At 49.5% G+C, this 25728-nt stretch carries 26 protein-coding genes; 18 read left to right on the top strand and 8 right to left on the bottom strand.

Features of this window, described 5'->3' with window-relative positions:
- Positions 1-181 precede the first annotated feature (181 nt).
- Positions 182-562, bottom strand: coding sequence for an OsmC family protein (locus ACTL32_RS17290; RefSeq protein WP_441342633.1), 381 nt, complete (start codon positions 560-562; stop codon positions 182-184).
- 79 nt (positions 563-641) lie between these two features.
- Here ACTL32_RS17290 and ACTL32_RS17295 point away from each other — a divergent pair, with 79 nt between their 5' ends.
- Positions 642-1829 carry an MFS transporter gene (locus tag ACTL32_RS17295; protein ID WP_441342634.1) on the top strand — a complete coding sequence of 396 codons (1188 nt, stop codon included), beginning with the start codon at positions 642-644 and terminating at the stop codon, positions 1827-1829.
- Between the two features lie 1021 nt (positions 1830-2850).
- Here ACTL32_RS17295 and ACTL32_RS17300 read toward each other — a convergent pair.
- The 3 genes from ACTL32_RS17300 to ACTL32_RS17310 form a co-directional block, all read right to left on the bottom strand.
- The gene (locus ACTL32_RS17300; protein WP_441342635.1) at positions 2851-3078 is read right to left on the bottom strand and encodes a hypothetical protein; all 228 of its coding nucleotides are present in this window, start codon (positions 3076-3078) and stop codon (positions 2851-2853) included.
- Positions 3079-3186: 108 nt separating this feature from the next.
- Entirely contained in the window at positions 3187-4551 is a 1365-nt protein-coding gene (rlmD, locus tag ACTL32_RS17305) for a 23S rRNA (uracil(1939)-C(5))-methyltransferase RlmD (protein WP_441342636.1), read from the bottom strand.
- A gap of 41 nt (positions 4552-4592) precedes the next feature.
- Positions 4593-5492: a TIGR01777 family oxidoreductase gene (locus ACTL32_RS17310; RefSeq protein ID WP_441342637.1), complete on the bottom strand. Its 900-nt coding sequence runs from the start codon at positions 5490-5492 to the stop codon at positions 4593-4595.
- 92 nt (positions 5493-5584) lie between these two features.
- Between ACTL32_RS17310 and recX the strand changes: the two genes are divergently transcribed.
- The 3 genes from recX to ACTL32_RS17325 are packed head-to-tail and all read left to right on the top strand — an operon-like array spanning position 5585 to position 6981.
- Positions 5585-6391 (top strand): recombination regulator RecX, encoded by an 807-nt coding sequence (gene recX / locus ACTL32_RS17315; RefSeq protein ID WP_441342638.1) that lies wholly within the window; start codon positions 5585-5587, stop codon positions 6389-6391.
- Positions 6384-6716, top strand: a complete 333-nt coding sequence (locus tag ACTL32_RS17320) for a YfhH family protein (RefSeq protein WP_441342639.1) — start codon at positions 6384-6386, stop codon at positions 6714-6716. Before recX ends, ACTL32_RS17320 begins: the two co-directional genes overlap by 8 nt.
- A 4-nt stretch (positions 6717-6720) precedes the next feature.
- A complete protein-coding gene (locus tag ACTL32_RS17325) occupies positions 6721-6981 on the top strand; it encodes a YfhJ family protein (protein ID WP_441342640.1) in 261 nt (86 codons plus the stop codon).
- A gap of 542 nt (positions 6982-7523) precedes the next feature.
- On the opposite strand, the gene ACTL32_RS17330 is transcribed toward ACTL32_RS17325, so the two are convergent.
- Complete coding sequence (locus ACTL32_RS17330; protein ID WP_441342641.1) at positions 7524-8507, bottom strand: metal-dependent hydrolase; 984 nt, start codon at positions 8505-8507, stop codon at positions 7524-7526.
- Positions 8508-8653: 146 nt separating this feature from the next.
- On the opposite strand from ACTL32_RS17330, the gene mutY reads away from it, so the two are divergent.
- The 9 genes from mutY (at position 8654) to nikC (ending at position 18741) form a co-directional block, all read left to right on the top strand.
- Positions 8654-9703, top strand: coding sequence for an A/G-specific adenine glycosylase (gene mutY, locus ACTL32_RS17335; protein WP_441342651.1), 1050 nt, complete (start codon positions 8654-8656; stop codon positions 9701-9703).
- Positions 9704-9705: 2 nt separating this feature from the next.
- The gene (gene fabL, locus ACTL32_RS17340) at positions 9706-10452 is read left to right on the top strand and encodes an enoyl-[acyl-carrier-protein] reductase FabL (protein ID WP_441342642.1); all 747 of its coding nucleotides are present in this window, start codon (positions 9706-9708) and stop codon (positions 10450-10452) included.
- 114 nt (positions 10453-10566) lie between these two features.
- Positions 10567-11112, top strand: a complete 546-nt coding sequence (gene ntdP, locus ACTL32_RS17345) for a nucleoside tri-diphosphate phosphatase (RefSeq protein ID WP_204893792.1) — start codon at positions 10567-10569, stop codon at positions 11110-11112.
- Between the two features lie 63 nt (positions 11113-11175).
- A complete protein-coding gene (locus tag ACTL32_RS17350; protein WP_441342643.1) occupies positions 11176-12921 on the top strand; it encodes an ABC transporter ATP-binding protein in 1746 nt (581 codons plus the stop codon).
- 153 nt (positions 12922-13074) lie between these two features.
- Positions 13075-14094 (top strand): ABC transporter ATP-binding protein, encoded by a 1020-nt coding sequence (locus ACTL32_RS17355; RefSeq protein ID WP_441342644.1) that lies wholly within the window; start codon positions 13075-13077, stop codon positions 14092-14094.
- Positions 14069-15094 carry an ABC transporter ATP-binding protein gene (locus ACTL32_RS17360; RefSeq protein ID WP_441342645.1) on the top strand — a complete coding sequence of 342 codons (1026 nt, stop codon included), beginning with the start codon at positions 14069-14071 and terminating at the stop codon, positions 15092-15094. Before ACTL32_RS17355 ends, ACTL32_RS17360 begins: the two co-directional genes overlap by 26 nt.
- Before the next feature lie 29 nt (positions 15095-15123).
- The gene (locus tag ACTL32_RS17365; RefSeq protein WP_204893795.1) at positions 15124-16746 is read left to right on the top strand and encodes an ABC transporter substrate-binding protein; all 1623 of its coding nucleotides are present in this window, start codon (positions 15124-15126) and stop codon (positions 16744-16746) included.
- Positions 16747-16830: 84 nt separating this feature from the next.
- A complete protein-coding gene (locus tag ACTL32_RS17370) occupies positions 16831-17835 on the top strand; it encodes an ABC transporter permease (protein WP_441342652.1) in 1005 nt (334 codons plus the stop codon).
- 18 nt (positions 17836-17853) lie between these two features.
- Positions 17854-18741: a nickel transporter permease gene (gene nikC, locus ACTL32_RS17375; RefSeq protein ID WP_204893797.1), complete on the top strand. Its 888-nt coding sequence runs from the start codon at positions 17854-17856 to the stop codon at positions 18739-18741.
- A 37-nt stretch (positions 18742-18778) separates the two neighbouring features.
- Here the strand turns inward: nikC and ACTL32_RS17380 are convergent, their stop codons facing one another.
- Together ACTL32_RS17380 and ACTL32_RS17385 are read right to left on the bottom strand one after the other, a co-directional pair.
- Positions 18779-19864, bottom strand: a complete 1086-nt coding sequence (locus ACTL32_RS17380) for an FUSC family protein (RefSeq protein ID WP_204893798.1) — start codon at positions 19862-19864, stop codon at positions 18779-18781.
- 39 nt (positions 19865-19903) lie between these two features.
- Positions 19904-21190: a glutamate-1-semialdehyde 2,1-aminomutase gene (locus tag ACTL32_RS17385; protein ID WP_441342646.1), complete on the bottom strand. Its 1287-nt coding sequence runs from the start codon at positions 21188-21190 to the stop codon at positions 19904-19906.
- A 121-nt stretch (positions 21191-21311) separates the two neighbouring features.
- Between ACTL32_RS17385 and bcp the strand changes: the two genes are divergently transcribed.
- The 4 genes from bcp (at position 21312) to perR (ending at position 23858) form a co-directional block, all read left to right on the top strand.
- Entirely contained in the window at positions 21312-21788 is a 477-nt protein-coding gene (gene bcp, locus ACTL32_RS17390; RefSeq protein ID WP_441342647.1) for a thioredoxin-dependent thiol peroxidase, read from the top strand.
- Between the two features lie 15 nt (positions 21789-21803).
- Entirely contained in the window at positions 21804-22745 is a 942-nt protein-coding gene (locus tag ACTL32_RS17395; RefSeq protein ID WP_441342648.1) for a D-2-hydroxyacid dehydrogenase, read from the top strand.
- Positions 22746-22747: 2 nt separating this feature from the next.
- Positions 22748-23299 carry a cob(I)yrinic acid a,c-diamide adenosyltransferase gene (locus tag ACTL32_RS17400; protein WP_441342649.1) on the top strand — a complete coding sequence of 184 codons (552 nt, stop codon included), beginning with the start codon at positions 22748-22750 and terminating at the stop codon, positions 23297-23299.
- 115 nt (positions 23300-23414) lie between these two features.
- Positions 23415-23858, top strand: coding sequence for a peroxide-responsive transcriptional repressor PerR (gene perR, locus ACTL32_RS17405; protein WP_204893803.1), 444 nt, complete (start codon positions 23415-23417; stop codon positions 23856-23858).
- 94 nt (positions 23859-23952) lie between these two features.
- Here perR and ACTL32_RS17410 read toward each other — a convergent pair whose 3' ends face one another.
- A complete protein-coding gene (locus ACTL32_RS17410) occupies positions 23953-24300 on the bottom strand; it encodes a YgzB family protein (RefSeq protein WP_204893804.1) in 348 nt (115 codons plus the stop codon).
- A 208-nt stretch (positions 24301-24508) separates the two neighbouring features.
- Here ACTL32_RS17410 and ACTL32_RS17415 point away from each other — a divergent pair, with 208 nt between their 5' ends.
- The gene (locus tag ACTL32_RS17415) at positions 24509-25375 is read left to right on the top strand and encodes a nucleotidyltransferase-like protein (protein ID WP_204893805.1); all 867 of its coding nucleotides are present in this window, start codon (positions 24509-24511) and stop codon (positions 25373-25375) included.
- Positions 25376-25728 lie beyond the last annotated feature (353 nt).

Here is a 25728-nt window from a genome sequence, read left to right on the forward strand (position 1 = left end):
AGGGAGGCCGCAGTGAATCGTCGAAACCATTCGCAATGGAATCAAAGGAGGGGATTCGTACATTTCACCGGCAGCTTTAGCCGAAGAAATACGAGCTATGGAAATTCAAATTGAAGAGTGCAAAACATAGAGGCTCAGCCGGAATCTGATACACAGATGCGGACTGAGCCTTTTTGACGCCTTAAACCAGTTCGTAGGTTTCAACCACTTCCATGGAATTTTCGACAGAACGGACCATCGAACAATTTTTATGGGTCAACTCCAGGATGCCCTGCATTTTCGACGGATCGACATCGCCTCTGATAATAAAGTGAAGATGCACTTTGGCAACGCGGCCGGCTTCCTCATCAATCCGGACAATCTCTTTTACCTCAACTTGGATATCCTCTGCCGGCATGCGCTTTTTCTCCAGGATTTTGCGGATGATGCCGCCGCTGCAGACCGCGATGGAAGCGACAAGCAATTGGTAGGGCCGGAATCCGAACTCCTCATTTGTCGACACATTCAGTTCGCCATACGGCAAATCCCCTGAAAAACCATTTTCTGTCATCGAAAACTTCATCTGTTATCTCCTCCTTGTGTTAAAATTGTATCTGAATTCCAATCAAATTCAAAAGAACGTGCTTATATTAGGAGGCATCATGGGAAAATTTTTGAAAAACGACCAAGGGCGCTTCTGGATATTGGTGGCAATCGTCTCCATCTCCGGCTTTTCGCAAGGGATGCTGCTGCCCCTGATTGCAGTCATCTTTGAGCAGGACGGAGTCTCTTCCGCATTGAACGGCTTGAGTGCCACCGGATTGTATGTCGGCACATTGGTCATCGCACCATTCATGGAACCACAGCTTCGGAAGTTCGGCTATAAGCCGCTCATTTTAGCAGGCGGCGGCCTGGTCATTGCCTCCTTGCTGCTGTTTCCGTTTTGGAAAAGTGTGCTGTTCTGGTTTATCCTCCGGGTCTTGATCGGCATCGGGGACCAGGCGCTGCACTTTTCCACGCAAACCTGGATTACCAGTTTTTCGCCACAGCATAAGCTTGGGCGCAACATCGCCATCTATGGCATGTCGTTCAGTGTCGGATTCGGAGCAGGGCCGTTGTTTGTGCCGCTCGTTGAAATATTTGAAGCGCTGCCGTTCATCATTTCCGGGCTATTGTGCCTGGCCGCCTGGTCGCTGGTCTTTTTCCTGAAAAACGATTTTCCGGAAAACACCGCAGGGTCCATGGCTGGAAAAGGAACAGTGAGCCGTTTCAAAGCGGCAATTGTGATTGCCTGGGTGGCTTTTTTGCCGCCTCTCGGCTACGGGTTCCTGGAGGCTTCGCTGAATTCCATCTATCCGGTTTATGCACTTCGGCAGTCCATCGAAGTTGCAATGGTTTCCATCATGCTTGCGGCTTTCTCGCTCGGGGCAATCGCGACACAGCTGCCGCTTGGGGCGTTGAGCGACCGAATCGGCCGGCGCAATGTGCTGATGATCGGCCTTCTCGGCGGTGCCATTACGTTTGGGGCAGCCAGCTTTTTTGAAACGAGTGCCTGGATGACCGTCGGCTTTTTTGCGCTTTCCGGCATGTTCGTCGGCTCGATGTTTTCGTTAGGGATTTCCTTTATGGCGGATTTGATGCCGAAGGACCTGCTGCCGACCGGCAACCTGCTATGCGGGATTGCCTTCAGCATCGGCAGCTTGTCTGGTCCCTTCCTTGGCGGCCTATTTATCGAATACGCTGGAGGCTTAAGCTTTCTGCTGCTCATTGCTGCGATGCTACTTCTTCTGTTTGTGGCGGTGCTTTTGCGCGGCGACAAAGAAAAAGTGGAAGTGGCTGATGCCAAATGAAAAGGGGCTGTCCAAATAGGGCTGCTGTCCATTGCGGCGAACGCTTTCCCCGGGCTCGCGCCGAACTAACAAAGAACTTGTGCTCCTGGGTAAGCTCGTCGCAAATGCTTGCCCTCGCGAGCTTCGGTCAAGCATTGACTGGCGTCCGAGTGGATTTCGGCACTTCGCTGGCCCGCTGGAAAGCCAATGAGCGAAGGTAGTTTGGTCATTGGCTTTGCGACGAAGTGCGAAGCACTGCAACGGTTTTTCATGTCCCGAAGCTAGCGCAGCGATGCAGGGACAGGAGCACAATGTTTGCCCTCGCCGCCTCCATTCCCATCAGCCATTATAGAACAAAGAAAGGTCCAGAGGAGAAAAGCAATGCTTTTCTCCTCTGGCCATTCGTTTTGGGCTTTTTAGACAGCTGCTTAACTTGTTATGAAAGATATAAAGTGCTTTTCTTTTAATTGGCAAACTATAGTTTGCTTCATATTTATAAAATTTCTTAGCGCCGGCGCGTCCATGGGCTGGGCGGAGCTATGAGACGAGTGTCCTTCTCGGCTCATGGCGTAAGCCATGCCCAAAGCGGCCGAAGCGGTATAAGAAGTTTGTTTATTTCTCTAAGATATCTATATAAGATATTTCGACAAAAAAGGACACGGATACCCATCGGCATCCGTGTCCTTTTTTATTTCTTATAAAACCTTTTCCTGTCCATTTGCCGTTAGTGGCTTCATATAGAAAAAAAGCCAACCAAAAGCACTTATAAACATGATCCTTTGCAAGAGCCCCATGACGGAGGGGAAGGCTGCCATAGAAAGGGAGATTGAGACAGCGACCATCGATAAGGCAAATCTCCCAGCCCTCTGCGGTCCGAGGCTCATAAATCCGTGTCCGGCAGCAAGCAACGTGAAACTGAAACCGGTCATGCTGGCGGAAACGGAATGGATCCGATCTTCAAATTGATCGGCCGGCACATTTCCGGCTAACGGTGCATGTTGGAAAAGGCCGGTCAAGATGAGGCTGATTCCGAAAACCCCGCCTATAATTTGGTGGGAAGGATTCCGCTTCGAAAGGTGATCCAGATTGCTCTTGCTCCAAGAAAAACAAAAACGGCATTCATGAACCAGGAGTGCGGGGAGCCTTGTGCACCCAAATGGCTGGTTGTGTTCCTCGCATTGGAATATCCGTCAAAACTGAAGAACGGCAAGCCGAATGCTGCCAATAAAAACAGAATGTATAGCCACAAAGAGAGGCTGTCTTTTTTCATTGCACCTATACCTCCCGTTTAAGGGTGCATAAACATCCCGTTGAACAATCATTCGGCATACGATATTCATCTGGCGAGCCGTTATTCAAATCCGTCGGGAAATGTTGGTTATTTCAGTTCCAGGAGGCAGACAGCCTCGACTTGTGCGGTCTGCGGAAACATATCAACTGGCTGGATGTATTTGACGTTGTAAACTTTCGTCAGCTGCTGCAGGTCCTTTGCCAATGTTGAAGGATTGCAGGAGGTGTAGACAAAACGCTTCGGTTTTACTTTTATGATGGTTTTCAACAATGAATCGGCCAGCCCTGTGCGGGGAGGGTCGACAGTCAGTACATCCGGGACAAAGCCTTCATTGCTCCAGACTTCGAGCCATTTTTCTGCGGTGCCGGTTACATATTTTGCCGTCACGCCTTGTTTCTTGGCGTTCGCTTTCGCATCGACGACACTTTCATGGATGACGTCCATCCCTCGGATCTCTTTCGCGCCGCTCGCCAGCCAAAGGCCGATTGTGCCGACGCCGCAATAGGCATCGACAACGCTTTCCTTGCCTGTAAGCTTCGCTGCACGCTTGATCTCATCGTATAGTTTCACGGTTTGGCCGGGGTTCAGCTGGAAGAATGCGCGTGCCGACAAATCGAACGCCAATTCTCCGAGCTTCTCGTGGATCGTGTCTTTGCCGTATAAAGTGACCGTCTCATCTCCGAATATCAACGAAGTCTTTTCTTTGTTGATGTTTTGAACGATTGAAACAAGGTTTATGTCGATCGCTTTCAATTTCTCCAGCAGCAATTCCTTGTTCGGGATTTTTGCACGCGTCGTAACCAGCACCAATTGGATTTCACCGGTCTGCACGCCGGTGCGCACAACAATGGTCCGAACGATGCCTTTCATCGTCTTGCCGTCATAGATGGGCATCTTCAGTTCTTCGAGAATCCGTTTGACGGCATTGGTGATCACAGTGGTATCCGGGTGCTGGACGATGCACTGCTCGATATCGAGCAATTGGTGGGAACCTTCCGCAAAAAGGCCGGCGATCACTTTGGTCCCTTTCAGGCGGGTCTGGAACTGGCTTTTATTGCGGTAATGCCAAGGATCGTCCATGCCGATCGTCTTTTCGACACGCACTTTGGTCCCTTTCAAATACCGGTCCAATGCCTGCATGACCAAATCGCGCTTCTCCACCAATTGCTGGCTGTATTCCAGATGCTGGAGCTGGCAGCCGCCGCAAGCGTCATAAATAGGGCAGGGGGGAGTCTGGCGGTGCGGGGACGCTTTGAGCATCTTGAAGATGCGGGCTTCGGCAAAATTCCGTTTGATGCTGGTCACTTGCGCGGTAATTTCCTCGCCGGGCAATGCGCCTGCCACAAAAACGACATTGCGCTTGAAATAGCCGATGCCTTCGCCGTTGATGCCGAGCCGTTTGATCGTCAATGGAATTTTCATGCCTTCTTCCATAATGGGTTTGTCGTTCATCTTCTTCACGTCCTTCGTGTAATCATCCCCCCATTATAGTCCTATTTATAAATATCAGCCAGTGCCGATTGCAAACTCGGGAAGCTGAACTGGAATCCGTGCTGTTCGAGCACTTTCGGAAGCACCCGTTGGCCGGTCAGGACCAGCTGGCTTTTTTCGCCAAGGACTGCTTTCATTGCAATGGACGGAACCGGAATCCAATGCGGCCGGTTAAGCGCTTTGCCGATTTCCTTGCCGAAATCCTTCATCTGTTTCGGTTCCGGGGCTGTGACGTTGAAGGGGCCTTCGAGTGCAGGGGTATCCATTGCAAACTGGATTGCCCGTGCCACGTCTTTCACATGGACCCAAGAGACCCATTGCTTCCCGGAGCCGACAGGGCCGCCGACGAATAATTTATAAGGCAGTGACATAAGCGGAAGGGCGCCCTCTTCTTTACCGAGGATGATGCCGAACCGTGCAGAAGCGACGCGTACGCCGTGGACTTTGGCATGGTCGGCCAGCTTTTCCCAGTCCAAGACCGTACGGGCAAGGAAATCCGTGCCGAAATCTGCTGAAGCTTCGGTGTAGGTCACGGTATCAGAAGGAGCATAGACACCGATGGCGCTGGCGTTGATGAGCACGCGCGGCTTTTTGATGAGCTTGCCGATGATCCGGAGCACTTCTTCTGTTGCTTCCATCCGGCTATTGTAGATCTGCCGTTTCTGTTCTTCGCTCCAACGGCCGTCGTTGATCGAAGTGCCAGCCAAATTGATGATCGCATCGATGCCTTCCAATTGCTTTTCAGGCGCCGTGCCTTCTTTCAGCCACTGGACGTATTTGGTGTTCGGTGTCGAGCGCTTCTGTGACCTCGTCAAAATATAGACCACGTGGCCTGCCGTATGGAACAGCCGCGTCAATTCCTTGCCGACAAAACCTGTCCCGCCGGTGATTGCTATCTTCATCTCCATCGCCTCCATTTCTCTTAATATTACCCTCAATCCATGCATTTAAGCACTTCAACGGGTATAATAAGGGAAGAAGAGGGGGGCGCCAGATGCCGATTATCACTAAAATCACACAGGGCAAGAACAATCCGGAGAGGTATAACATCTACCTCGAAAAAAAGTTCGCTTTCAGTGTGGACGAATCGATCCTCATCAGGTATCAGCTCACCAAAGGCAAAGAGCTCGACCAATGGACCATCGAAGAGATGAATTTTGAAGATGAAGTCCGAAAAGCATTCAACAAAGCCCTTTCATACCTGAGTTTCCGTATGCGCAGCGAAAGTGAAGTGCGGACGAAACTGAAAGAAAAAGAGTTTGGCGAAGCTGTCATTGACGAGGCTGTCAAAAAATTATACAAACTGAATTTCCTGGATGACCGTGCATTCTCGGAAGCGTTGATGCAGACGCAGATCAAGTCCAGCAAAAAAGGCCCTCGGGCCATCCAGCAAGACATGCAAAAGAAAGGGATTGATAAACGCATGCAAAAAGACGTTTTGGATTCCTATTCAGAAGAAGAGCAATTGGAAGTAGCCAGAGGCCTTGCCGAAAAAATCGCGGCCAAAGAGAAAATGAAAACCCCGAGCCAGATCAAGCAGAAAATCAATGAATCGCTCATGCGCAAAGGATATTCCTACTCATTGATCCAACAAGCGATCGATGGCCTGGAGCTTGAGAAAGAGGAAGACGAATGGGACGACATTGTTGCGGCTCAAGGAGATAAGTTATGGCGAAAGTACAGCAGCAAACTGACCGGCTACGACCTGAAGTCGAAAGTGAAGCAAGGGCTGTACCAAAAAGGGTTTCCAAGTGAAGTAATCAATGGATACCTGGAAAAGAAGGAGCAGGAAGATGACTGAAGAAAAGCGTTACAGTGAAATGGATGAACATGAATTGCGGACGGAAATCGGCCGCTTGAAAGAAAAAGCCCGGAAAGCGGAACAGCTTGGCATCGTCAACGAATTTGCGGTGCTCGAGCGCAAAGCCGTGATGGCTGCAGCTTATCTGCTTGACCCGGCCGATTTCAAAAAAGGCGAGGTTTACCGGATTGAAGGAGACCCGAATGTCTATTTCCAGATCGATTACCTGAAAGGCCGTTTTGCCTGGGGCTACCGGCTGGGCGGAGAAAAATATGCTGAAGCATTGCCGATTTCCATGCTGCGGCCTCTAAAAGAAGGGAAGTAACCGGATGAACGAAACCATTGAAGAACTGACTATAGAACTGCGGGAGAAGAACCCGAACCTATCCGATGAAAAAGCTCGCACATGGATCGAATTATTGGTATCCGATTTTGAAGCTTCTTACGCGAAAGCGGGCTATGACTACCAAGGCACTGCTGTTGTCGAAAAAGTGATCCGCCAGTGGATTTCTAGCTACGGGGATAAGATCCATGAATTTGCCGGGTCCAACCCTAAATATGCCCACCTCTTGAAGGACCGGGAAAATTAAAAAAACGCACACGTTCGCGTGTGCGTTTTTTACTGTAGATAAAGTTTAATTATGATGGATAGAGATGTATAAGTCCGACCGTGCTGGCCACTTCGCTTTCCGTGGGCTCGGCTTCAGCCGCTTCCTTCGCTTCGCTCAGTCCAGGGTCTTCAGCTCGAGCTGCTCCCACAGGAGTCTCGTGGCCAGCACGGTCGGGAGCATCACCTGTATTTAAAAGAGACGGTTAGGATATTGATTCTGCTTTGACCTACCGGGTACAAGCTGCTAGATTCAGGATCCGCAACGGAAGGCGGCGAGCAAGTTGGCCGAAGGTAATTCGGTCAACTTGTTTGCGACGAAGCAGCGCAGCGATGCAGGAGCACCGGTTTTACCAGCGGGATAGCGAAGTGCCGAAATCCACTCGGACGCCAGTCAATGCTTGACCGAAGCTTGCGAGGGCAAGTATTTGCGACGAGCTTGCGCAGGAGCACAGGTTCTTAGTTAGTTCGGCGCGAGCCCGCGGAAAGCGTCCGCCTGAAGTGGAGGATCCAACACAGCTTCTATTAGTTATGGCTGAAATCAAGTTTCTTCCTCAGCTTGTCTTCGCTGAATATCCAGCCGGTATACGAGTTGACCACTTCGAGTTTGTGGTTCAGATGAGCAACCGCGACAAATGGATAATAATCATTGCTGCGGTAGCGCAGGTCGATGAGCCGCACTTCGTAAATTTCCCCGTATTCATTGATTTCCCATCGGTACAGAGGGGAGAAAGAGACGAAAGCGGAAAGGTTCTTATCTTTTAACGCAGTCTGGAACAATTCGTTCGATTGAGGGAGTTCCATTTTTTGGAATTTGTCGTAAATATTGATCGAACGCCCGTAGGCTCTTCCTACATAATGATGCGTGTCCGTGTCCGCTGCAATGCGCCATTGGAAAAACCGCATCGTCGGAGCGACGATGATATGGGTGGTGCCCGGAATCGTATTGCGGACCGCATGCTTGACTGCCCCTTGGACAATAAAGCGCAAAACGTAATAAAAGAATACGACGATATACAGAATCGACATCGTCCAGACCGGATCGGTGCCGAACGCCCAAAACATCAATGCTACCAAATGGAGGCCGAAGATGATCGGATCAAATGTATTGATGACCCCGAGTGCGATCCATCGGTTTGAAATCGGCCTGAGCGCCTGGGTGCCGTATGAATTGAAGATGTCGACAAAGACATGCAGGAATACAGCCAGGAACGTCCAGAGCCACAGATGAAGGATGTTCGCGGACGGCATGATCAGCCCGAGTACAGCGGTGATCAGCAATGGCCAGAACAAGACAGCTGGAATCGAGTGGGTGGCGCCGCGGTGATGGCGTATATAGATCGCATTGCTTCTCAATTTTAAAACGGTATCGATATCCGGAATTTGGGATCCGATTATCGTACCGGCAAATACGGCGGTCATGGTCGCAGGATGGCTGGCGACAACCGGGTCAGCAGCGGCGAGGCCGCCTAATGCGATTCCCATGACGATATGTGTGCCTGTATCCATTGCATCATCTCCTTTCAAGGGCGGCTGGTTTTGGTAAAAGAATCAGGTTTTGATAGAATAATAATATTCCCTGTGTAAAATCTATACCCGGGAATTCAGCGGAATAATCTAGAAGAGTGGAGGCAGTGACAATAGAATTCGACAAAATGCAATTTCAAAACGATTTAATCAGCTGGTTTGCTGCCGAGAAACGCGATTTGCCCTGGCGGAGGACTGCAGACCCATATCAGATATGGGTTTCAGAGATTATGCTGCAGCAGACGCGTGTGGATACGGTTATACCTTATTATAAACGATTTGTAGAGAAATTCCCTACAGTGAACGACTTGGCGGAAGCGGATGAAGAAATTTTGCTGAAGCAGTGGGAAGGCCTTGGCTATTATTCACGGGTCCGCAACCTGCAGGCGGGCGTCAAAGAAGTGGCTGAAAAATTTAATGGCGTCGTCCCTTCAAGCCGCAAAGAGATTTCATTGCTGAAAGGGGTCGGCCCGTATACAGCGGGAGCGATCCTCAGCATTGCCTACGGCATTCCGGAACACGCCGTCGACGGCAATGTCATGCGCGTGTTGTCCCGGATCCTGTTGATCGAAGAGGATATCGCCAAGCCGAAAACCAGGAAGGTCTTTGAAGAAGCAGTGACGGAGATCATCAGCCATGAAGATCCGTCGTCTTTCAACCAGGGACTGATGGAACTGGGAGCGTTGATCTGCACGCCGACTTCGCCGAAATGCCTCCTTTGTCCGGTCCGCGACCACTGTGCAGCTTTCCATGAAGGGAAACAGCACGAATTGCCGATAAAGACCAAAGCCAAAAAGACCAAGGCTCTTCAGTATGCGATGCTGGCTATCCAGAAGGGTGATAAAGTGCTGATGGAGAAACGGCCGCCGACCGGTCTGCTCGCCAATATGTGGCAATTCCCGATGGTGGAGCTGGCAGGCGAAGCACTGGCAGCTGAGATCGAAGAGCAGCTTTCTGAAAACTTCAGCGGTTCTGTCAGCGGAGCGGAAAAAATTATTTCTTTCAAACATGTGTTTTCTCATTTAACATGGAACGTGGATGGCTTTATCGCCCAAGGCGAGGACTTAAAGGTGCCGGAAGGGATGAAGTGGGTGACGGCTGAAGAGCTGGAAAGCCTGCCGATATCCGGTCCGGTGCAAAAAATGAAAACTGCATTGCAGCAAAGAGGAGATGTATGACAATGGCAGAACAAAAAGTGGCATTGGTGACAGGCAGCAGCAGAGGGCTGGGCAAAGCTTTGGCAATCGCCTTGGCAGAACAAGGATATGATATCGTAGTCAATTACGCGCGCAGCAAAACGGCGGCGCTCGATACGGTAAAAGAAATCGAAGCAAGAGGGCAGCGTGCGCTTCTCGTCCGCGCAAATGTCGGCGACGTAGAAAAATTGCGCGGCATGTTCGAAACAATCAAGGAAGAATTCGGGCGCCTGGATGTATTTGTGTCGAACGCAGCATCAGGTGTACTGCGCCCGATTATGGAACTTGAAGAATCGCATTGGGACTGGACCATGAATATCAATGCGAAAGCGATGCTCTTCGGAGCTCAGGAAGCGGCGAAGCTGATGGATAAAGGCGGCAAGATCATCGGCATCAGCTCCCTCGGATCCATCCGCTACTTGGAGAATTACACCACTATTGGCGTTTCCAAGGCAGCAGTCGAATCGATTACGCGCTATCTGGCAGTAGAGCTCGCTCCAAAAGGCATAGCCGTGAATACTGTTTCAGGCGGAGCGATCGATACAGAAGCTTTGACCCATTTCCCGAACCGCGAAGAGTTGCTGAATGATGCACGCGTCAATACGCCTGCAGGCCGCATGGTGGAGATCGACGACATGGTGAAAGCGGCTTTGTTCTTGATTTCAGATGATGCGGATATGATCCGCGGACAGACGATTATTGTTGATGGCGGCCGCTCCGTCGTCATGTAGAACTGGTATGACCAAAGCCTTATTGCCTTTTCACTGTATGTTTTCAGAATTGATTGATATAATTGTGGGGACATTAAAAAATTTATACGGTTTAGGCGAAAAGGTGGGATAGACATGGCGATTCCCGTGGAAGGCGAAACAATCCAAATCCACAGCTACAAACACAACGGCCGAATCCACCGTGTCTGGCAGGAAACAACAGTTTTGAAAGGGACGAATAACATAGTAATCGGTGCAAATGAGCGGACCATGGTTACAGAATCGGATGGCAGGACGTGGCTCACGCGAGAGCCGTCCATCTGCTATTTCCATGCAGAACATTGGTTTAATATAATTTGCATGCTGCGCGATGATGGGGTGTATTATTATTGCAACGTCAGTTCTCCGTTTGTATATAACAATGGCTCGCTGAAGTATATCGATTATGATTTAGATGTTAAAGTCTTTCCGGACATGTCGTACACCTTGCTGGACGAAGACGAATATGAGGACCATAAACGGCAGATGGGCTACCCCGAAGTGATCGACCAGATCCTCCACCGGAACGTGGAGAAATTGATCGGCTGGATCAAACAGCGGCGCGGCCCCTTTGCCCCGGACTTCATCGAAGTTTGGACGAGCCGGTACGAATTCTACAGGCAGTACCGGCTGACTGAATAAGCGAAAAACCTGTTGCTTGCCAACAGGTTTTTCGTTTTGAACGAAGAGAATGGAGTGAAAGCTTTGAGCAGCACAAAACGCTATATGCAATTTGTTAAACCTTATACATGGCAGATTGTGTTGACGATCATCATCGGCATTTTCAAGTTTGCAATCCCGCTATTTATCCCGTTGCTTATCAAAATCGTAATCGATGATATTATCGGGGCCGATGGACTGTCAGACGGCGAGAAATTGGACCAGCTTTATCTTTGGCTCGGCGGGACGGCAATCCTGTTTTTCATTTTCCGGCCGCCGATCGAATACTTCCGCCAGTATTACGCCCAATATGTCAGCAATAAAATCCTCTATGATATCCGGCAGCACCTTTACGGGCACATGCAGCGGCTGAGCCTCCGCTATTATGCGAACACACGGGCAGGCGAAGTCATCTCCCGCGTCATCAACGATGTCGAGCAGACGAAGAACTTTGTCATGATCGGCTTGATGAATCTTTGGCTCGATCTGGCAACCATTTTAATCGCCATAGGCATCATGTTGACGATGGATGTGCCATTGACCATCGTGGCGCTCCTGGCGTTTCCATTCTACGCGTTCAGCGTCAAATACTTTTTCGGCCGCCTGCGCGACTTGACGAAAGAGCGCTCACAGGCGCTTGCGAACGTCCAGAGCTATCTGCATGAGCGGGTGCAAGGGATGAGCATCATCAAAAGTTTCGCGCTTGAGAAGCATGAGCAGAAAATTTTCGACCAGACGAACGACGGCTTCCTCGATTCAGCGATCGCCCATACAAAATGGAATGCCAAAGCTTTTGCCGCCGTCAATACCATTACCGATGTAGCACCTTTATTGGTCATCGGCTATGCCGGCTATCAGGTGATCCAGGGCAATCTGACGCTTGGGACCATGGTGGCGTTCATCGCCTATATCGAGCGGCTTTACAATCCGCTTCGCCGCCTGGTGAACTCGTCTACCACATTGACGCAGGCATATGCTTCGATGGACCGGGTATTTGAACTGGTCGATGAAGAATACGAAGTCACTGACCGAGAAGGCGCCAAAGATCTGAAAGTGGTCGACGGCAAACTGGAGTTCCGGAATGTCTCATTCCAGTACAATAACGGCGGCACCGAAGTTTTGTCGGATTTGAATTTCACCGTCAAACCGGGCGAGACCGTCGCGTTTGTCGGAATGAGCGGCGGCGGAAAGTCGACGATCGTTTCGTTGATCCCGCGCTTTTACGATGTGACGGGCGGCGGCATCTATATGGATGACCATAATCTGAAAGATGTCACCATCCATACGCTGCGCGACCAGATCGGCCTCGTCCTGCAGGATTCCATCTTGTTCAGCGATTCGGTCAAATCGAATATCCTTATGGGCAAGCCGCACGCAACTGATGAAGAAGTGGTGGCGGCTGCAAAAGCGGCAAATGCCCATGAATTCATTGAGCTGCTTCCTGAAGGCTACGACACGAAAGTAGGGGAGCGGGGAGTCAAACTTTCCGGCGGTCAAAAGCAGCGCATCGCCATTGCCCGTGTATTCCTGAAAAATCCGCCAATCCTTATTTTGGATGAAGCGACTTCTGCACTGGACCTCGAAAGCGAAGCGCTGATCCAGGATTCCCTGGAACGGCTCGCGCATGACCGGACGACGCTCATAGTCGCCCACCGGCTGTCGACCATCACCCATGCCGACCAGATCTTGGTCATTGACCATGGGAAATTAGCGGAAAAAGGGACGCACGATGAATTGATGAAGCGCCAAGGTGTGTATTTCAATTTGTTCCAAGTCCAACAATTCACTTAAAGACAGCAAGGCCTCCCATCACCTGGGAGGCTTTTTTTAAATTCCAGAAAAAGGCTGTAATATTCGAAAAACTATTGCAATAATACTAATGTTACGTATAATATAAACACATAGAATTATCTGAATTCGAATGATTGCAAAAGGGGTGGCAACTTGGAAGAGAGAAAAAAGGTGCTGGAAGTAAATGGATTGCGAACTTCTTTTTTTACAGATGATGGGGAGATTCCGGCAGTCGACGGCATTGATTTTTACATCCGCGAAGGGGAAGTACTGGGAATCGTCGGAGAATCGGGATGCGGCAAGAGCGTAACATCCCTATCGATTATGGGGCTTGTACCGAGCCCGCCAGGAAAAATTACTGAAGGCGAAATTTTATTTCAGAATAAAGATTTAACCAAGTTGCAGGAGAAACAGATGCGGGATGTCCGCGGAAATGACATTGCGATGATCTTCCAGGAACCGATGACGTCCTTGAATCCGCTGTTCACCATCGGCGACCAGCTGCGCGAAGCGGTCAAAATCCACAAGCGGGATTGGTCGAAAAAGCAGATTCAGGACCGTGCTGTGGAAATGATGAAGCTGGTCGGATTGCCGCGGGCGGAAGACTTGATGAAGGAATACCCTCACCAATTGTCCGGCGGGATGCGCCAGCGCGTCATGATCGCCATGGCCTTGCTATGCGATCCGAAAGTGCTGATTGCAGATGAGCCGACAACGGCCTTGGATGTCACCATCCAGGCGCAGATCCTGAAATTGATCAAGAATCTTAACGAACGCCTGAATACGGCCGTGCTTTTGATTACCCATGACCTTGGCGTCGTTGCTGAAACATGCGAACGCGTCATTGTCATGTATGCCGGAAAAGTTGTCGAAGAAGGGCCGGTCCATACCATCTTCAAAGATCCGCAGCATCCATACACGCGCGGACTTTTGGAATCGGTCCCGGACATGCGATTTAAAAAAGAGCGGTTGTACTCGATCCCGGGCAATGTTCCAAAACCGGGAACAATCAAGACAGGCTGCAAATTTGCTGCCCGCTGTGAATTTGCGTGGGACCGCTGCATTGCTGAGAGCCCGCCGCTTTATCAGACGGCGGAGGATCATCAGACCCGCTGCTTCCTATACGATCCAAAGGAGGTAGAACACCATGAACGAACCGTTGTCAAAAATTGAAGAACCGGCGTTGACTAAACAAGAGCCGCTTTTACGGGTGGAGGGGCTGAAAAAATACTTCCCCATCAAGTCCGGCATTTTCGGGCAAGTGAAAAACCACGTCAAAGCAGTGGATGATATTTCCTTCACCGTGAACGAAGGCGAAACGCTGGGCATCGTCGGTGAATCAGGATGCGGCAAATCGACGACGGGCCGGATGCTGATGCGCCTGCTTGAACCGACAGAAGGAAAAGTGTTTTTTGATGGCAAAGAATTGACCAGCATTTCGAACGCAGATATGCGGAAAATGCGCCGGGATATCCAGATGGTGTTCCAGGATCCCTATGCTTCGTTGAATCCGCGCCATACGATCGAGAAGATCTTGATGGAGCCGCTCAATGTCCACAATATCGGCGATCCGAAAGAACGCAAACGGAAAGTCCATGAATTCCTGGAAATCGTCGGTCTCAGCAGCTACCATGCGAAACGCTACCCTCACCAATTCAGCGGCGGGCAGCGCCAGCGCATCGGGATCGCCCGGGCTTTGATGACGAATCCGAAATTGATCATTGCAGATGAGCCCGTTTCGGCTCTTGACGTATCAATCCAAGCACAAGTTTTGAACTTGATGCAGGACTTGCAGAAAGAACTGAAACTTACTTATATCTTCATCGCCCATGATTTAGGCGTGGTCCGACACATCAGCGACCGGGTGGGCGTTATGTACTTAGGCAATATGGCGGAACTGGCTGACAGCGAATCGCTTTATGAAAAGCCTCTGCATCCGTATACGCAAGCGCTGCTTGGCGCTGTCCCTGTGCCGGATCCCGATTTTATCCGCGAGGAAATCATCATCAAAGGGGATGTGCCAAGCCCGGCAAATCCGCCGAGCGGCTGCCGGTTCCATACACGCTGCCCATTCAAGATGGATATCTGCGAGGCAGTGGTGCCGAAATTCGCAGAAGTTGAGAAAGGTCATTATGTAGCTTGCCATCTTTACGAAGAAAGCAGGCCGCAATGATAATAAATAACACAAATGGAGGGGTCATTTTGAGAAAGAAAAAGTTCTTATCGCTGGCGTTTTTGATGCTTTTATTGGTATCTACAGCTTTGTTCGGCTGCAGTTCCGATAATGCTTCGGAAGGCGACGGAGGAGACAACGGGGAGTCGGGGGAATCAGGAGATCCTAAAGTATTGATCTTTGGGCGCGGAGGCGACTCGGTATCATTGGATCCAATCGCAGTAACCGACGGTGAATCATACAAAGTCACAAAGAACATCTTTGATACATTGGTGAATTTCGGTGAACAAGATACAGAAATCCATCCTGGCTTGGCTTCTGAATGGACAGCTGCTGAAGATGGTTTGACTTACACTTTCACGCTGGAAGAAGGCGTGAAATTCCATGACGGCACAGATTTCAATGCTGAAGCTGTCGTAGCGAACTTTGAACGCTGGGCAGGCGGAGACGCTGACCAGTTCCCGTACTACGGTTCAATGTTCGGCGGTTTCGGCGATGAAGAAGGCCACGTAATCGAGTCAGTGACAGCTACTGGCGATTACGAAGTTGAATTCAAGCTGAAACGCCCTCAGGCGCCTTTCTTGAAAAACTTGGCGATGAGCTCATTCGGAATTGCTTCTCCGACTGCATTTGAATCTGCCGGCGACAAGTTCGGCGATGCGCCAGTTGGAACAGGTCCATTCAAGTTCGTAGAATGGAAACGCAATGACTCGATCACAATCGAAAAAAATCCGGATTACTATGTTGAAGGCGAACCGAAGCTTGACCAGGTTATCTTCCGTTCAATTCCGGACAACTCTGCTCGTTTGAATGCATTATTGTCAGGCGAAATCGATTTGGCTGACGGCATTACGCCTTCAGATGCGGAAACGGTGGAAGGCGATGAAAACCTTCAATTGTTTGAACGCCCATCTATGAACGTAGGCTACCTTGGGTTAACTACGACGCGTGAACCGTTCGACGATCCAAAAGTGCGCCAGGCGATGAACCATGCAATCGATAAGCAAGCGATTGTGGACGCATTCTTCCAAGGACGCGGAGAAGTGGCGAAAAACCCGATGCCGCCTGTAATCAGCGGCTATAACGATGACATTGAAGGATACGAATACGATCCGGAGAAAGCGAAGCAGCTATTGGCTGAAGCAGGACTTCCAGACGGCTTCGAAATGGAACTTTACGCAATGCCGGTTCCACGCCCTTATATGCCGGATGGCCAAAAAGTAGCTGAAGCAATTCAGAAGAACTTGGCGGATGTCGGCGTAACAGCGAAGATTGTTTCATTCGAGTGGGCAACTTACCTTGAAAAAGCTGCTAACGGGGAAGCGGATGCTTTCTTGCTTGGATGGACAGGCGATAACGGCGATGCGGATAACTTCCTGTATGTATTGCTTGACCAGGACAATATCGGTTCAAACAACTACACATACTATGAAAACCAGGAACTGCATGACCTATTGATCAAAGCGCAAACAGAAGTGGACGAAAATACACGCAACGACCTTTACAAACAGGCACAAGAACTTATCCATGCAGATGCACCTTGGGTCCCTCTTGCCCACTCCACGCCTCTATTGGCTGGCGGCAAGAACGTAATCGACTTTAAAGCGCATCCAACCGGATCAGATAAATTGGCGTCTGTAGATTTAGAGTAGGCATTTCAGGAGGAGAGGTCATACTGATTTCTCCTCTTTTTTTCCTTAAGAATACATAATGCAAGAGATGGAGAGGTGAAGAAGATGCTTCACTATATAGGGCGGCGCTTGTTTCAATTGATTCCAGTATTGCTGGGCATGACGTTCATCGTCTTTCTGATCATCCGGGCAATTCCGGGCGATCCGGCACAAGTAATTTTGGGCCAGCAAGCATCCGAAGAGGCAATCAAAGCGCTAAGAACCACATTAGGATTGGATAATCCTTGGTATATCCAGTACTTCGATTATTTGAAGGGGCTGGTGACGGGAGATCTGGGGCAGTCGCTCCGTACGCGGACGCCGGTCATGGACGAAGTCTGGCCGTATTTGGCCGCAACAATTGAATTATCCGTATTTGCGATGATCATTGCGGTCGTCATCGGCATCAATGCAGGGATCATCTCGGCTTGGTTCCAAAATTCGTGGTTTGATTACCTGGCGATGATCATTGCATTGATCGGCGTATCCATGCCGATTTTCTGGCTGGGTTTGATGAACCAGTGGATCTTTTCAATCGAGCTTGGCATCTTGCCGACTACCGGCCGTGAAAATGTCCGTGATCCGGTCGATTCTATTACGAACTTCTATATTATTGATACGATCCTGACGGGCCAATTTGATCAACTGGCGACAGTACTCAAGCATTTGGTGCTGCCGGGCACAGCGCTCGCAACCATTCCGATGGCCATCATTGCCCGGATGACGCGTTCAAGCATGCTCGAAGTGATGCGTTCCGATTACGTCCGGACAGCACGCGCCAAAGGGCTGAAGATGTTCTGGGTAGTCTACAAGCATGCGTTGAAGAACGCCATCATTCCGGTTCTGACAATCATCGGGCTTCAAATGGGCTTGCTTTTAGGCGGTGCGATTTTGACGGAAACGATTTTCGGCTGGCCGGGCATCGGGCGTTATATTTACGAAGCGATCGGCTTCCGGGATTATCCGGTTATCCAATCCGGCATTTTGATCGTGGCATTCATTTTTGTCATGATCAATCTATTCGTCGACTTGATCTACGGCCTCGTTGATCCAAGGATTAAATATGATTAAGGAAGGAGGAAGAGCGTAATGGCTAATACAGTTGCAGGCAAGAATGATGCGGAATTGCAGCAGGTCGCCGGCCCGTGGAAAGAAGCGTGGCGGGGATTCCGGAAAAGCAAAGTGGCCGTTGTCGGAATGGGGATTGTCATCTTTTTCATCCTGCTGGCGATTTTCGGCCCGCTGCTAACACCGCAAGGCATCAATGAACAGAATTTATCTCAGCGCCTTATGCCTCCTTCCGCCGATCATTGGATGGGGACGGATGATTTTGGACGGGATATCTTATCGCGGATTGTTTACGGCGCACGTATTTCCCTTTGGGTCGGCTTTCTAGCAGTCGTCGGGTCGGTAGTCGTCGGAAGCATTTTGGGCATCCTGGCCGGCTATTACGGCAAATGGGTGGATACGATCATTTCGCGCATCTTCGACATCATGTTGGCATTCCCGAGCATTTTGCTGGCAATTGCAGTTGTCTCGGTCCTTGGGCCGTCGCTGCGGAATGCCTTGATCGCGATTGCCATCATCAACGTGCCGAATTTCGGACGGCTTATCCGCTCGAAAGTGCTGAGCATTAAAGAAGATGAATACATCATGTCGGCAAAAGCGATCGGCATGAAAGATAATCGGATTTTATTTTCCCACATATTGCCAAATTCGATGGCGCCGGTTATTGTTCAAGGGACACTGGCCATCGCAACAGCTATTATCGAAGCGGCCGCTCTCGGCTTTCTTGGATTGGGGGCGCAGGCGCCTTCGCCGGAATGGGGCAAGATGCTGGCTGATTCAAGGTCGTATTTGACCAATGCACCTTGGACGATGATTTTCCCGGGTATTGCCATTATGTTGACGGTTCTCGGGTTCAACTTGATGGGCGACGGCTTGCGCGATGCACTTGATCCGCGCATGAAGTCATAACGAAATAACGTGCCGGACACTATGTCCGGCACGTTTTTTAAATGGCTTTTTCGATGTCGGATGCAATTTCGTCCGAATGAAAGTTGTGGTAAGAGATGATCAGCAAGTCCAGATGTTCAAGCTGTTCCTCGTAATCGACTATAGCAGACAAGACGTGCATCAAATGATAAATGGCGAATTCGCTCGCAGCTTGTTCATGGGCTATATTGATCTCTTTTACGAAAACCGCCATCATTTCCTGGCGCTTTTCAGCAGCATCGGCAGCGAATGTTTCACTATGTTCCGGCCGCATCTTGCCGACGTATTTCATGTAAAGCTGTTCGTGATAGCCGGCAAGGCTTTCAAGCCGCTCCTGGACCATCAGATGGAAATGTTCCGGCAGTTCGGTCAGCTCATTTTCAAAGCGGTGGAGCCGCTTCAGGACTTCCAGGCTTTTCTTGGTCGTCATGATCATTTGGCGGTACAGCACAAGTTTCCGTGCTTTTGTATATTGCTGTTTTTTTGTGTAGCTGCGCTCATCTTTATAAAAAGAATACCATTGGTCCACCTTATCCAATTTGTCGCTCAAGCGGTCAATATCTTCTTTCAATGCCGTATGCGCCGTGGCATGCTGAATGGAAACGCGGATCCACCGGATGACTTCTTCGCTCACCTCATGGATGGAGCTGAACAAGCGTGTCTCGTACTTCGGCGGAAGGAAAATCAAGTTGACTACAAAAGATGCCAGGATGCCAAGGAGGATGGTGCCGAACCGCAGCGATGCAAATGCCAGGAAGTCGGGTTCGTGCGATTCCATGATGGCGATGATGGTCACCAAGGTCAAAGCTACCGTGCTTTCGAGCTTCAGTTTCAGCATGATGATAATCGCCAATACGGCTGCCAATCCGATGGTGAGGTAGTTGGAGCCGAGTGTCAAAACAAAAACGACCGCGATGCCGGCGCCGATCAAATTCCCGTAAATTTGATCCAGGACAGTCAGGTAAGAACGGTAAATGGATGGCTGGATGGCGAAAATCGCCGCAATTCCTGCAAAAACCGGCGAAGGGAGCTGCAATAAGTTCGCTAGAAACAATGCGAATGAAACAGCTATGCCAGTCTTGAATATGCGCGCACCTAATTTCATGAACTCATGCACTCCTTTCCTTGAAATTGCGGCATTTGGTCAAAGTTGTCCAAATGCGTTTCTTACCGCTTCGATCGATGCTTTGACATCTTCTTCGGTATGCTCAGTGGTCAAGAACCAGGCTTCGTATTTTGAAGGGGCGAGATTGATGCCTCCTTCGAGCATCAATTTAAAGAAGCGGCCGAATACTTCACCGTCTGTCGCTTCCGCCTGTTCATAATTCCGGACTTTCTGGTCGGTGAAATAAATCGTCAATGCCCCTTTGAGGCGATTGACCGTAATGGTCACTCCATGGTCTTCCGCCGCTTTCAAGATGCCTTCTTCCAATTGGCGGCCAAGGGCGTCCATTTTTTCGTAGACGCCATCCTGGCGGAGGATCTCAAGACACGCGATGCCGGCCTGGATGGATGCCGGGTTGCCGGCCATTGTCCCTGCCTGGTAAGCGGGGCCAAGGGGAGCGACCGTATCCATGATCTCTTTTTTGCCGCCGTATGCGCCAATCGGCAAGCCGCCGCCAATGATCTTTCCGAGCGCTGTCAAATCAGGCTCCAAGCCGAGAAGGTCTTGTGCGCCGCCATAATGGAAGCGGAAAGCAGTGATGACTTCGTCATAGACAATCAATGCCCCTTTTTCGCGAGCAATGCGGTGGACTTCTTCTAGGAAGCCGGGTTCCGGTTCAACGATGCCGAAGTTCCCGACGATCGGTTCCACTAAAATGCAGGCAATTTCCGATCCCCAGCGCTCCATTGCTTCGGCATAAGCTGCCGGGTCATTGAAAGGGATCGTTATGACTTCTTCGGCAATCGATTTCGGTACGCCTGCAGAGTCAGGGGTGCCCAAAGTTGCCGGGCCCGAACCTGCAGCGACGAGCACCAAATCGGAGTGGCCATGGTAGCATCCGGCGAATTTCATGATTTTCGTGCGGCCGGTATAGGCGCGCGACACGCGGATCGTCGTCATGACGGCCTCGGTGCCGCTGTTGACGAATCTTACTTTATCCATATTCGGCATTGCTTCTTTCAGCATTTTGGCAAAGGTGATTTCGTGCCGTGTAGGTGTTCCGTAAAGCAGGCCGGTTTCTGAAGCATGGGTGATGGCCTGTGTAATATGCGGATGTGCATGCCCCGTGATGATCGGCCCGTAAGCTGCCAGATAGTCTATGTATTTATTGCCGTCGACGTCCCAGAAATAGGCGCCTTTTGCGCGTTCCATGACGACCGGCGAGCCGCCGCCGACTGCTTTATATGAGCGGGACGGGCTGTTGACGCCCCCGACGATGTGCTGCAACGCTTCTTCGTGCAGCTGTTCGGATACAGAATGGTTCATGAATGAATGCCTCCCTAGTTGATCTTCTTCCTATTGTAGACAAAATCAATGCCGAACGCCAAAGAAATTGAAACTACCGACCAGGTTAGGTACGATAAGAATAAGAAAAGGAGTGATGGAGATGACGACGTTAGAAGGGCTAGAAGCACCGGATTTCTCAATGAAAAATGAAGCAGGCGAGACGGTTTCGCTAAAGGATTTTGCCGGCAAGAAATATGTGGTGCTGTACTTTTATCCGAAAGATATGACTCCAGGCTGTACGACCCAAGCATGTGATTTCCGGGATGCTGAAAAAGATTTTTCGGAACTGAATGCGGTGATCCTAGGGGTCAGTGCCGATGATGAAAAACAGCATGTGAAATTCATTGAAAAGCACGGACTTCCGTTTTCATTGCTGGTGGACGCAGACCACACTGTTTCAGAGGCGTACGGCGTATGGGTGCAAAAGAAAATGTACGGAAAAGAATTTATGGGCATCGAACGCTCTACATTCCTGATTGATCCGACGGGCACCATCGTCAAAGAATGGCGGAAAGTGAAAGTCGAGAACCACATCCAGGAAGTGCTCGAAACCCTGAAAACCATTACAAGCCGCTAAAAGGGGAGAAAGACGATGGAAGTATTGTTTACGTTTATTCCAAAAGAGCATCAGCAAAAACACTTGATCGAGCAATTTCCCGAGGTGCATTTCCACTTTGCATACAAAGACAAAACGCGATTGCCGAGTGCAGAAATCCTTGTGACTTACGGGGAAGATTTGGCTGCGGCAGATATTGAATCAGCGAAAAAGTTGAAATGGATCATGGTTGCAAGTGCGGGCATTGAAAAAATGCCGCACACTGCCATTGCAGAGCGGGGAATTATTGTGTCGAATGTGAAGGGCATCCATAAAACGCCGATGACGGAATCGGTGCTGGCCCATCTGCTCGCACTGAAGCGGTCGCTGCCGTTTATTTATGAGAAGCAACGTGAAAAACAATGGAACCGCAAAACCGGATCCACGGAATTGTACGGATCGACTGCTCTGATTCTTGGCCCCGGGGCGATCGGTTCTGAAATCGGCCGCCTGCTTCAGGCGTTCGGGGTTCATACCATCGGCTGCAACCGTTCCGGCAACCAAGCGGAGAATATGGAAGAGATGGTGCGGTTCGATCAGATCCTCGAAGCCTTGCCGAAAGCTGATGCTGTCATTTCCGTGCTGCCGAGTACGAATGAAACCAAGCATCTTTTAAAGAAGGAGCACTTCAAAGCCATGAAAGAAGATGCGATATTCATGAACTTTGGAAGAGGCGACCTTTTCGAAGATGAGGTGCTGGTCGAAGCAATGGAAAATGGGGAAATCGGCGCGGCAGTGCTGGATGTGTTCAATAACGAGCCGCTGCCTCCTGAGCACCCGTTTTGGGACATGGATAATATTGTGATTTCCCCGCATGCATCGAGCCATTCCGGCAGATATGTCGAGCGGGCTCTGGAAGTTTTTATTCCGAACTTAAGGAAATGGCTGAACGAAGAATGTGAGCCGACAAATCTGGTAAGTCTTGAAAAGGGGTATTGATGATGAAGATTTACACAAAGACAGGGGACAAAGGGACGACTTCACTCGTATACGGGACGCGTGTAGCCAAAAACGATGCACTTGTAGAAGCTTATGGCACGTGCGATGAAGCGAACTCGGCCATCGGATTTGCCATCAGCCACCTGGCATCTGAATTTTTTGACGAGAAAGAAGAGCTCGGAAAGGTTTTTCATGAAATCCAGACCACGCTTTTCCATGTGGGGGCCGAATTGGCTACGCCTAAAGGCAAAGAAGTAAAATGGCAATTGGCCGAAGCCGATATTACCAAACTGGAGCAATGGATAGACCGTTTCGATGAAGAAGTTCCGGCACTGGCCAACTTCATCCTTCCGGGCGGGCATCCGGCCGGAGCAGGATTGCACGTTGCGCGCACAGTGGTCAGACGGGCAGAGCGGCGGGCCATCAGCATCGGAGAAGGGGTGTCTCCGAATGTCATCGCATACTTGAACCGGCTTTCGGATTTCCTTTTTGTTGCGGCACGGTTGATCAATATGCGCTTGGGCAGCCAGGAAAAAACCTTGCATCAGCCATAAGGGAAGGGGAACGAAAGTGGGCGCTATAGTGATTTCTTGACACCACGGCATATTCTTAGGTACACTAATTATAACGATTACAATGTAAGAATATGTAGAAGTGAGGTGCACAGCGATGTCTGAAGTACAATTAAAAGACGCGCTAGAGGCTCTGAAGTCAACAGGTGTCCGAATCACTCCGCAGCGCCATGCAATTCTGGAGTTCATGATTCATTCTACGACACACCCGACAGCGGATGACATTTATCGCGCGCTTGAACGAACTTTTCCAAATATGAGTGTAGCAACTGTATATAATAATTTGCGTGTGTTCAAAGGGGCGGGACTGGTCAAGGAATTGACCTATGGAGATTCTTCCAGCCGTTTCGATTTTGTGACGCACGATCATTATCACGTTATTTGCAACGATTGCGGCAAAATCGTCGACTTCCATTATCCAGGGCTTGATGAAGTAGAACAATTGGCTTCACATGTCACCGGTTTCCAGGTGGACTATCACCGCTTAGAGATTTACGGCACTTGCCAGGAATGCCTCAGCAAGACTGCCCAAGCTCAATAAAGGACATGGACTCCATATCCTTTTTTATTTTTAGAGACAAAAGAAACCCGCCGGCACGATTGTGCCGACGGGTTTCTTTTTGGAAGCTAATGATTCAAGAATTTTTTTTGTTATAGGCTGTGTCAAACTCTTTTCCTTCAAGAGCAGGGTCCATCGTCAAAGGTTCACGGCAATGCATGCACATGTCGACGCGGCCAAGCATTTTTGTATGGCGTCCACAGTTTGGACATTGCACAGGCACAGTCTTCATCGACAACAATCCGATCCAAGCGTAAACACCGGTGCTTCCGATGATTGCCACGACGCCAAGGAGCATGAAGACGACCATGACGACCGGTTGATTTCTAAAATATATTCCAACATACATGATGACGATGCCGATAAAGATCAACGCCAAGGCAAATGTACGAATACGATTGATTTTATTTTTATAAGGTTTCATTCGCTCTTTCCTCCTTGCATCCATCATACTATATCACAACCGGCAGAAAAAAGTGATAATGATTTCCTGAAGAAGGAATACACAAGAAATATGTCGAAATAGAGAAAAGCATCACTGGGGATTCCTCCAAAACTTTCAAAGAAAGAAGCGAGGGAACGTTTAAAAATTGCCGCAGAAGGTAGATAGATTTGCAAGGAGCTGAAAATAGATGGAACAAATTTTAAGACCGATTTATCAAGAACGCGCCAGCCAAGAAAGTACGCTCGGAGTGGTGCTGGTGGAAAAACGGGAGAAGGTCAGCCCGATCACAGATACATTCGATTCGATCTTGCTGATCATTACGAAAGAAAATGAAACTTCTGTTTACACGAAACATTATACTTACTTGGATAAAAAAGCGGCGATGCATATTGTGACAGAGAAGCAATTAAAAAAATGGCTCCTGCTTGGAACCAACCGAAAAATTGTCGATTGGCTGTTCCACGGGCGCATTGTCTACGACCGGAATGAATTCATGGCCAACCTGAAAACAGAATTGAAGGATTATCCGTTCTATGGCCGGAAAATCAAAATGGGGATGGAATTCTCGAAATTGATCCGCCGGTATCTGGAAGGCAAAGTCTTCTTCGAAGGAAAACATTATTTAGATGCCTATCACCATATAGTTGAATCACTCCATCACCTTGCGCGGCTGGCCGTATTGGAGAACGGGCTGCCGCCTGAAGTGACAGTCTGGGCGCAAGTGAAGCAAATGGAACCGGCTATCTATAAACTGTATGAAGAATTGGTATTGAGCGATGAAGCGTTGGAGAAGCGCCTCGAACTTTTATTTTTGGCGAGCGAGTTTCTGATTCATTCCCGCACCCGGGATGGCGCGCAGCATATCCGGGAAGTAATGGAGCAGAAAGATCGTTGGACCATCCAGGAGCTGCATGAACAAGAAGAGCTGAGAAATTATTCTTCCAATCTTGAAGTGCTCATCGAATTCCTGATTGAAAAAGATTTGATTTCTGTAGAAAATGTCAAAACGAAAAGTGATGAAATCTTCCATCGATATTATTATGTGGAGAGCTGAAACAAAAATATTCTTAAGGAGCAGGCCGGCTTTAAGACCGGCTTGTTCTTTTTTTCTTCCTTAGAGTGTTTGGGAGGAGCGGGAAGAAGACAGCGGCAGGAAGAATGGCTTCAGCCCAGAAGAAAAGTTTTTTAATAATAACCGTTGACACATGAGGGCAAAACATATTATGATAATACACGTCGCTTGGACAGAAACAGTTTTTCGCAATAATAAAAAACGCTTGACTCTTCCGAGAAGCGATGATAAATTAGAGAAGTCGCTTTTACAGGACGCACAACATGAACCTTGAAAACTGAACAGCAAAACGTCAACGAAAGACGTCACGAGCGCCGAGGCGCGAGAACGGCTTT

It is taken from the genome of Planococcus sp. FY231025, from assembly GCF_052078085.1.
Taxonomy (GTDB): domain Bacteria; phylum Bacillota; class Bacilli; order Bacillales_A; family Planococcaceae; genus Planococcus.

Coding starts and splice junctions, on each gene's coding strand:
- ACTL32_RS17300 (WP_441342635.1), bottom strand. CDS start 3,078: ATGAAAAAAGACAGCCTCTCTTTGTGGCTATACATTCTGTTTTTATTG.
- perR (WP_204893803.1), top strand. CDS start 23,415: ATGTCTGAAGTACAATTAAAAGACGCGCTAGAGGCTCTGAAGTCAACA.
- ACTL32_RS17290 (WP_441342633.1), bottom strand. CDS start 562: ATGAAGTTTTCGATGACAGAAAATGGTTTTTCAGGGGATTTGCCGTAT.
- fabL (WP_441342642.1), top strand. CDS start 9,706: ATGGCAGAACAAAAAGTGGCATTGGTGACAGGCAGCAGCAGAGGGCTG.
- ACTL32_RS17325 (WP_441342640.1), top strand. CDS start 6,721: ATGAACGAAACCATTGAAGAACTGACTATAGAACTGCGGGAGAAGAAC.
- bcp (WP_441342647.1), top strand. CDS start 21,312: ATGACGACGTTAGAAGGGCTAGAAGCACCGGATTTCTCAATGAAAAAT.
- mutY (WP_441342651.1), top strand. CDS start 8,654: ATGCAATTTCAAAACGATTTAATCAGCTGGTTTGCTGCCGAGAAACGC.
- ACTL32_RS17320 (WP_441342639.1), top strand. CDS start 6,384: ATGACTGAAGAAAAGCGTTACAGTGAAATGGATGAACATGAATTGCGG.
- rlmD (WP_441342636.1), bottom strand. CDS start 4,551: ATGAACGACAAACCCATTATGGAAGAAGGCATGAAAATTCCATTGACG.
- ACTL32_RS17380 (WP_204893798.1), bottom strand. CDS start 19,864: ATGAAATTAGGTGCGCGCATATTCAAGACTGGCATAGCTGTTTCATTC.
- ACTL32_RS17415 (WP_204893805.1), top strand. CDS start 24,509: ATGGAACAAATTTTAAGACCGATTTATCAAGAACGCGCCAGCCAAGAA.
- ACTL32_RS17395 (WP_441342648.1), top strand. CDS start 21,804: ATGGAAGTATTGTTTACGTTTATTCCAAAAGAGCATCAGCAAAAACAC.
- recX (WP_441342638.1), top strand. CDS start 5,585: ATGCCGATTATCACTAAAATCACACAGGGCAAGAACAATCCGGAGAGG.
- ntdP (WP_204893792.1), top strand. CDS start 10,567: ATGGCGATTCCCGTGGAAGGCGAAACAATCCAAATCCACAGCTACAAA.
- ACTL32_RS17330 (WP_441342641.1), bottom strand. CDS start 8,507: ATGGATACAGGCACACATATCGTCATGGGAATCGCATTAGGCGGCCTC.
- ACTL32_RS17400 (WP_441342649.1), top strand. CDS start 22,748: ATGAAGATTTACACAAAGACAGGGGACAAAGGGACGACTTCACTCGTA.
- ACTL32_RS17410 (WP_204893804.1), bottom strand. CDS start 24,300: ATGAAACCTTATAAAAATAAAATCAATCGTATTCGTACATTTGCCTTG.
- nikC (WP_204893797.1), top strand. CDS start 17,854: ATGGCTAATACAGTTGCAGGCAAGAATGATGCGGAATTGCAGCAGGTC.
- ACTL32_RS17295 (WP_441342634.1), top strand. CDS start 642: ATGGGAAAATTTTTGAAAAACGACCAAGGGCGCTTCTGGATATTGGTG.
- ACTL32_RS17385 (WP_441342646.1), bottom strand. CDS start 21,190: ATGAACCATTCTGTATCCGAACAGCTGCACGAAGAAGCGTTGCAGCAC.
- ACTL32_RS17370 (WP_441342652.1), top strand. CDS start 16,831: ATGCTTCACTATATAGGGCGGCGCTTGTTTCAATTGATTCCAGTATTG.
- ACTL32_RS17360 (WP_441342645.1), top strand. CDS start 14,069: ATGAACGAACCGTTGTCAAAAATTGAAGAACCGGCGTTGACTAAACAA.
- ACTL32_RS17310 (WP_441342637.1), bottom strand. CDS start 5,492: ATGAAGATAGCAATCACCGGCGGGACAGGTTTTGTCGGCAAGGAATTG.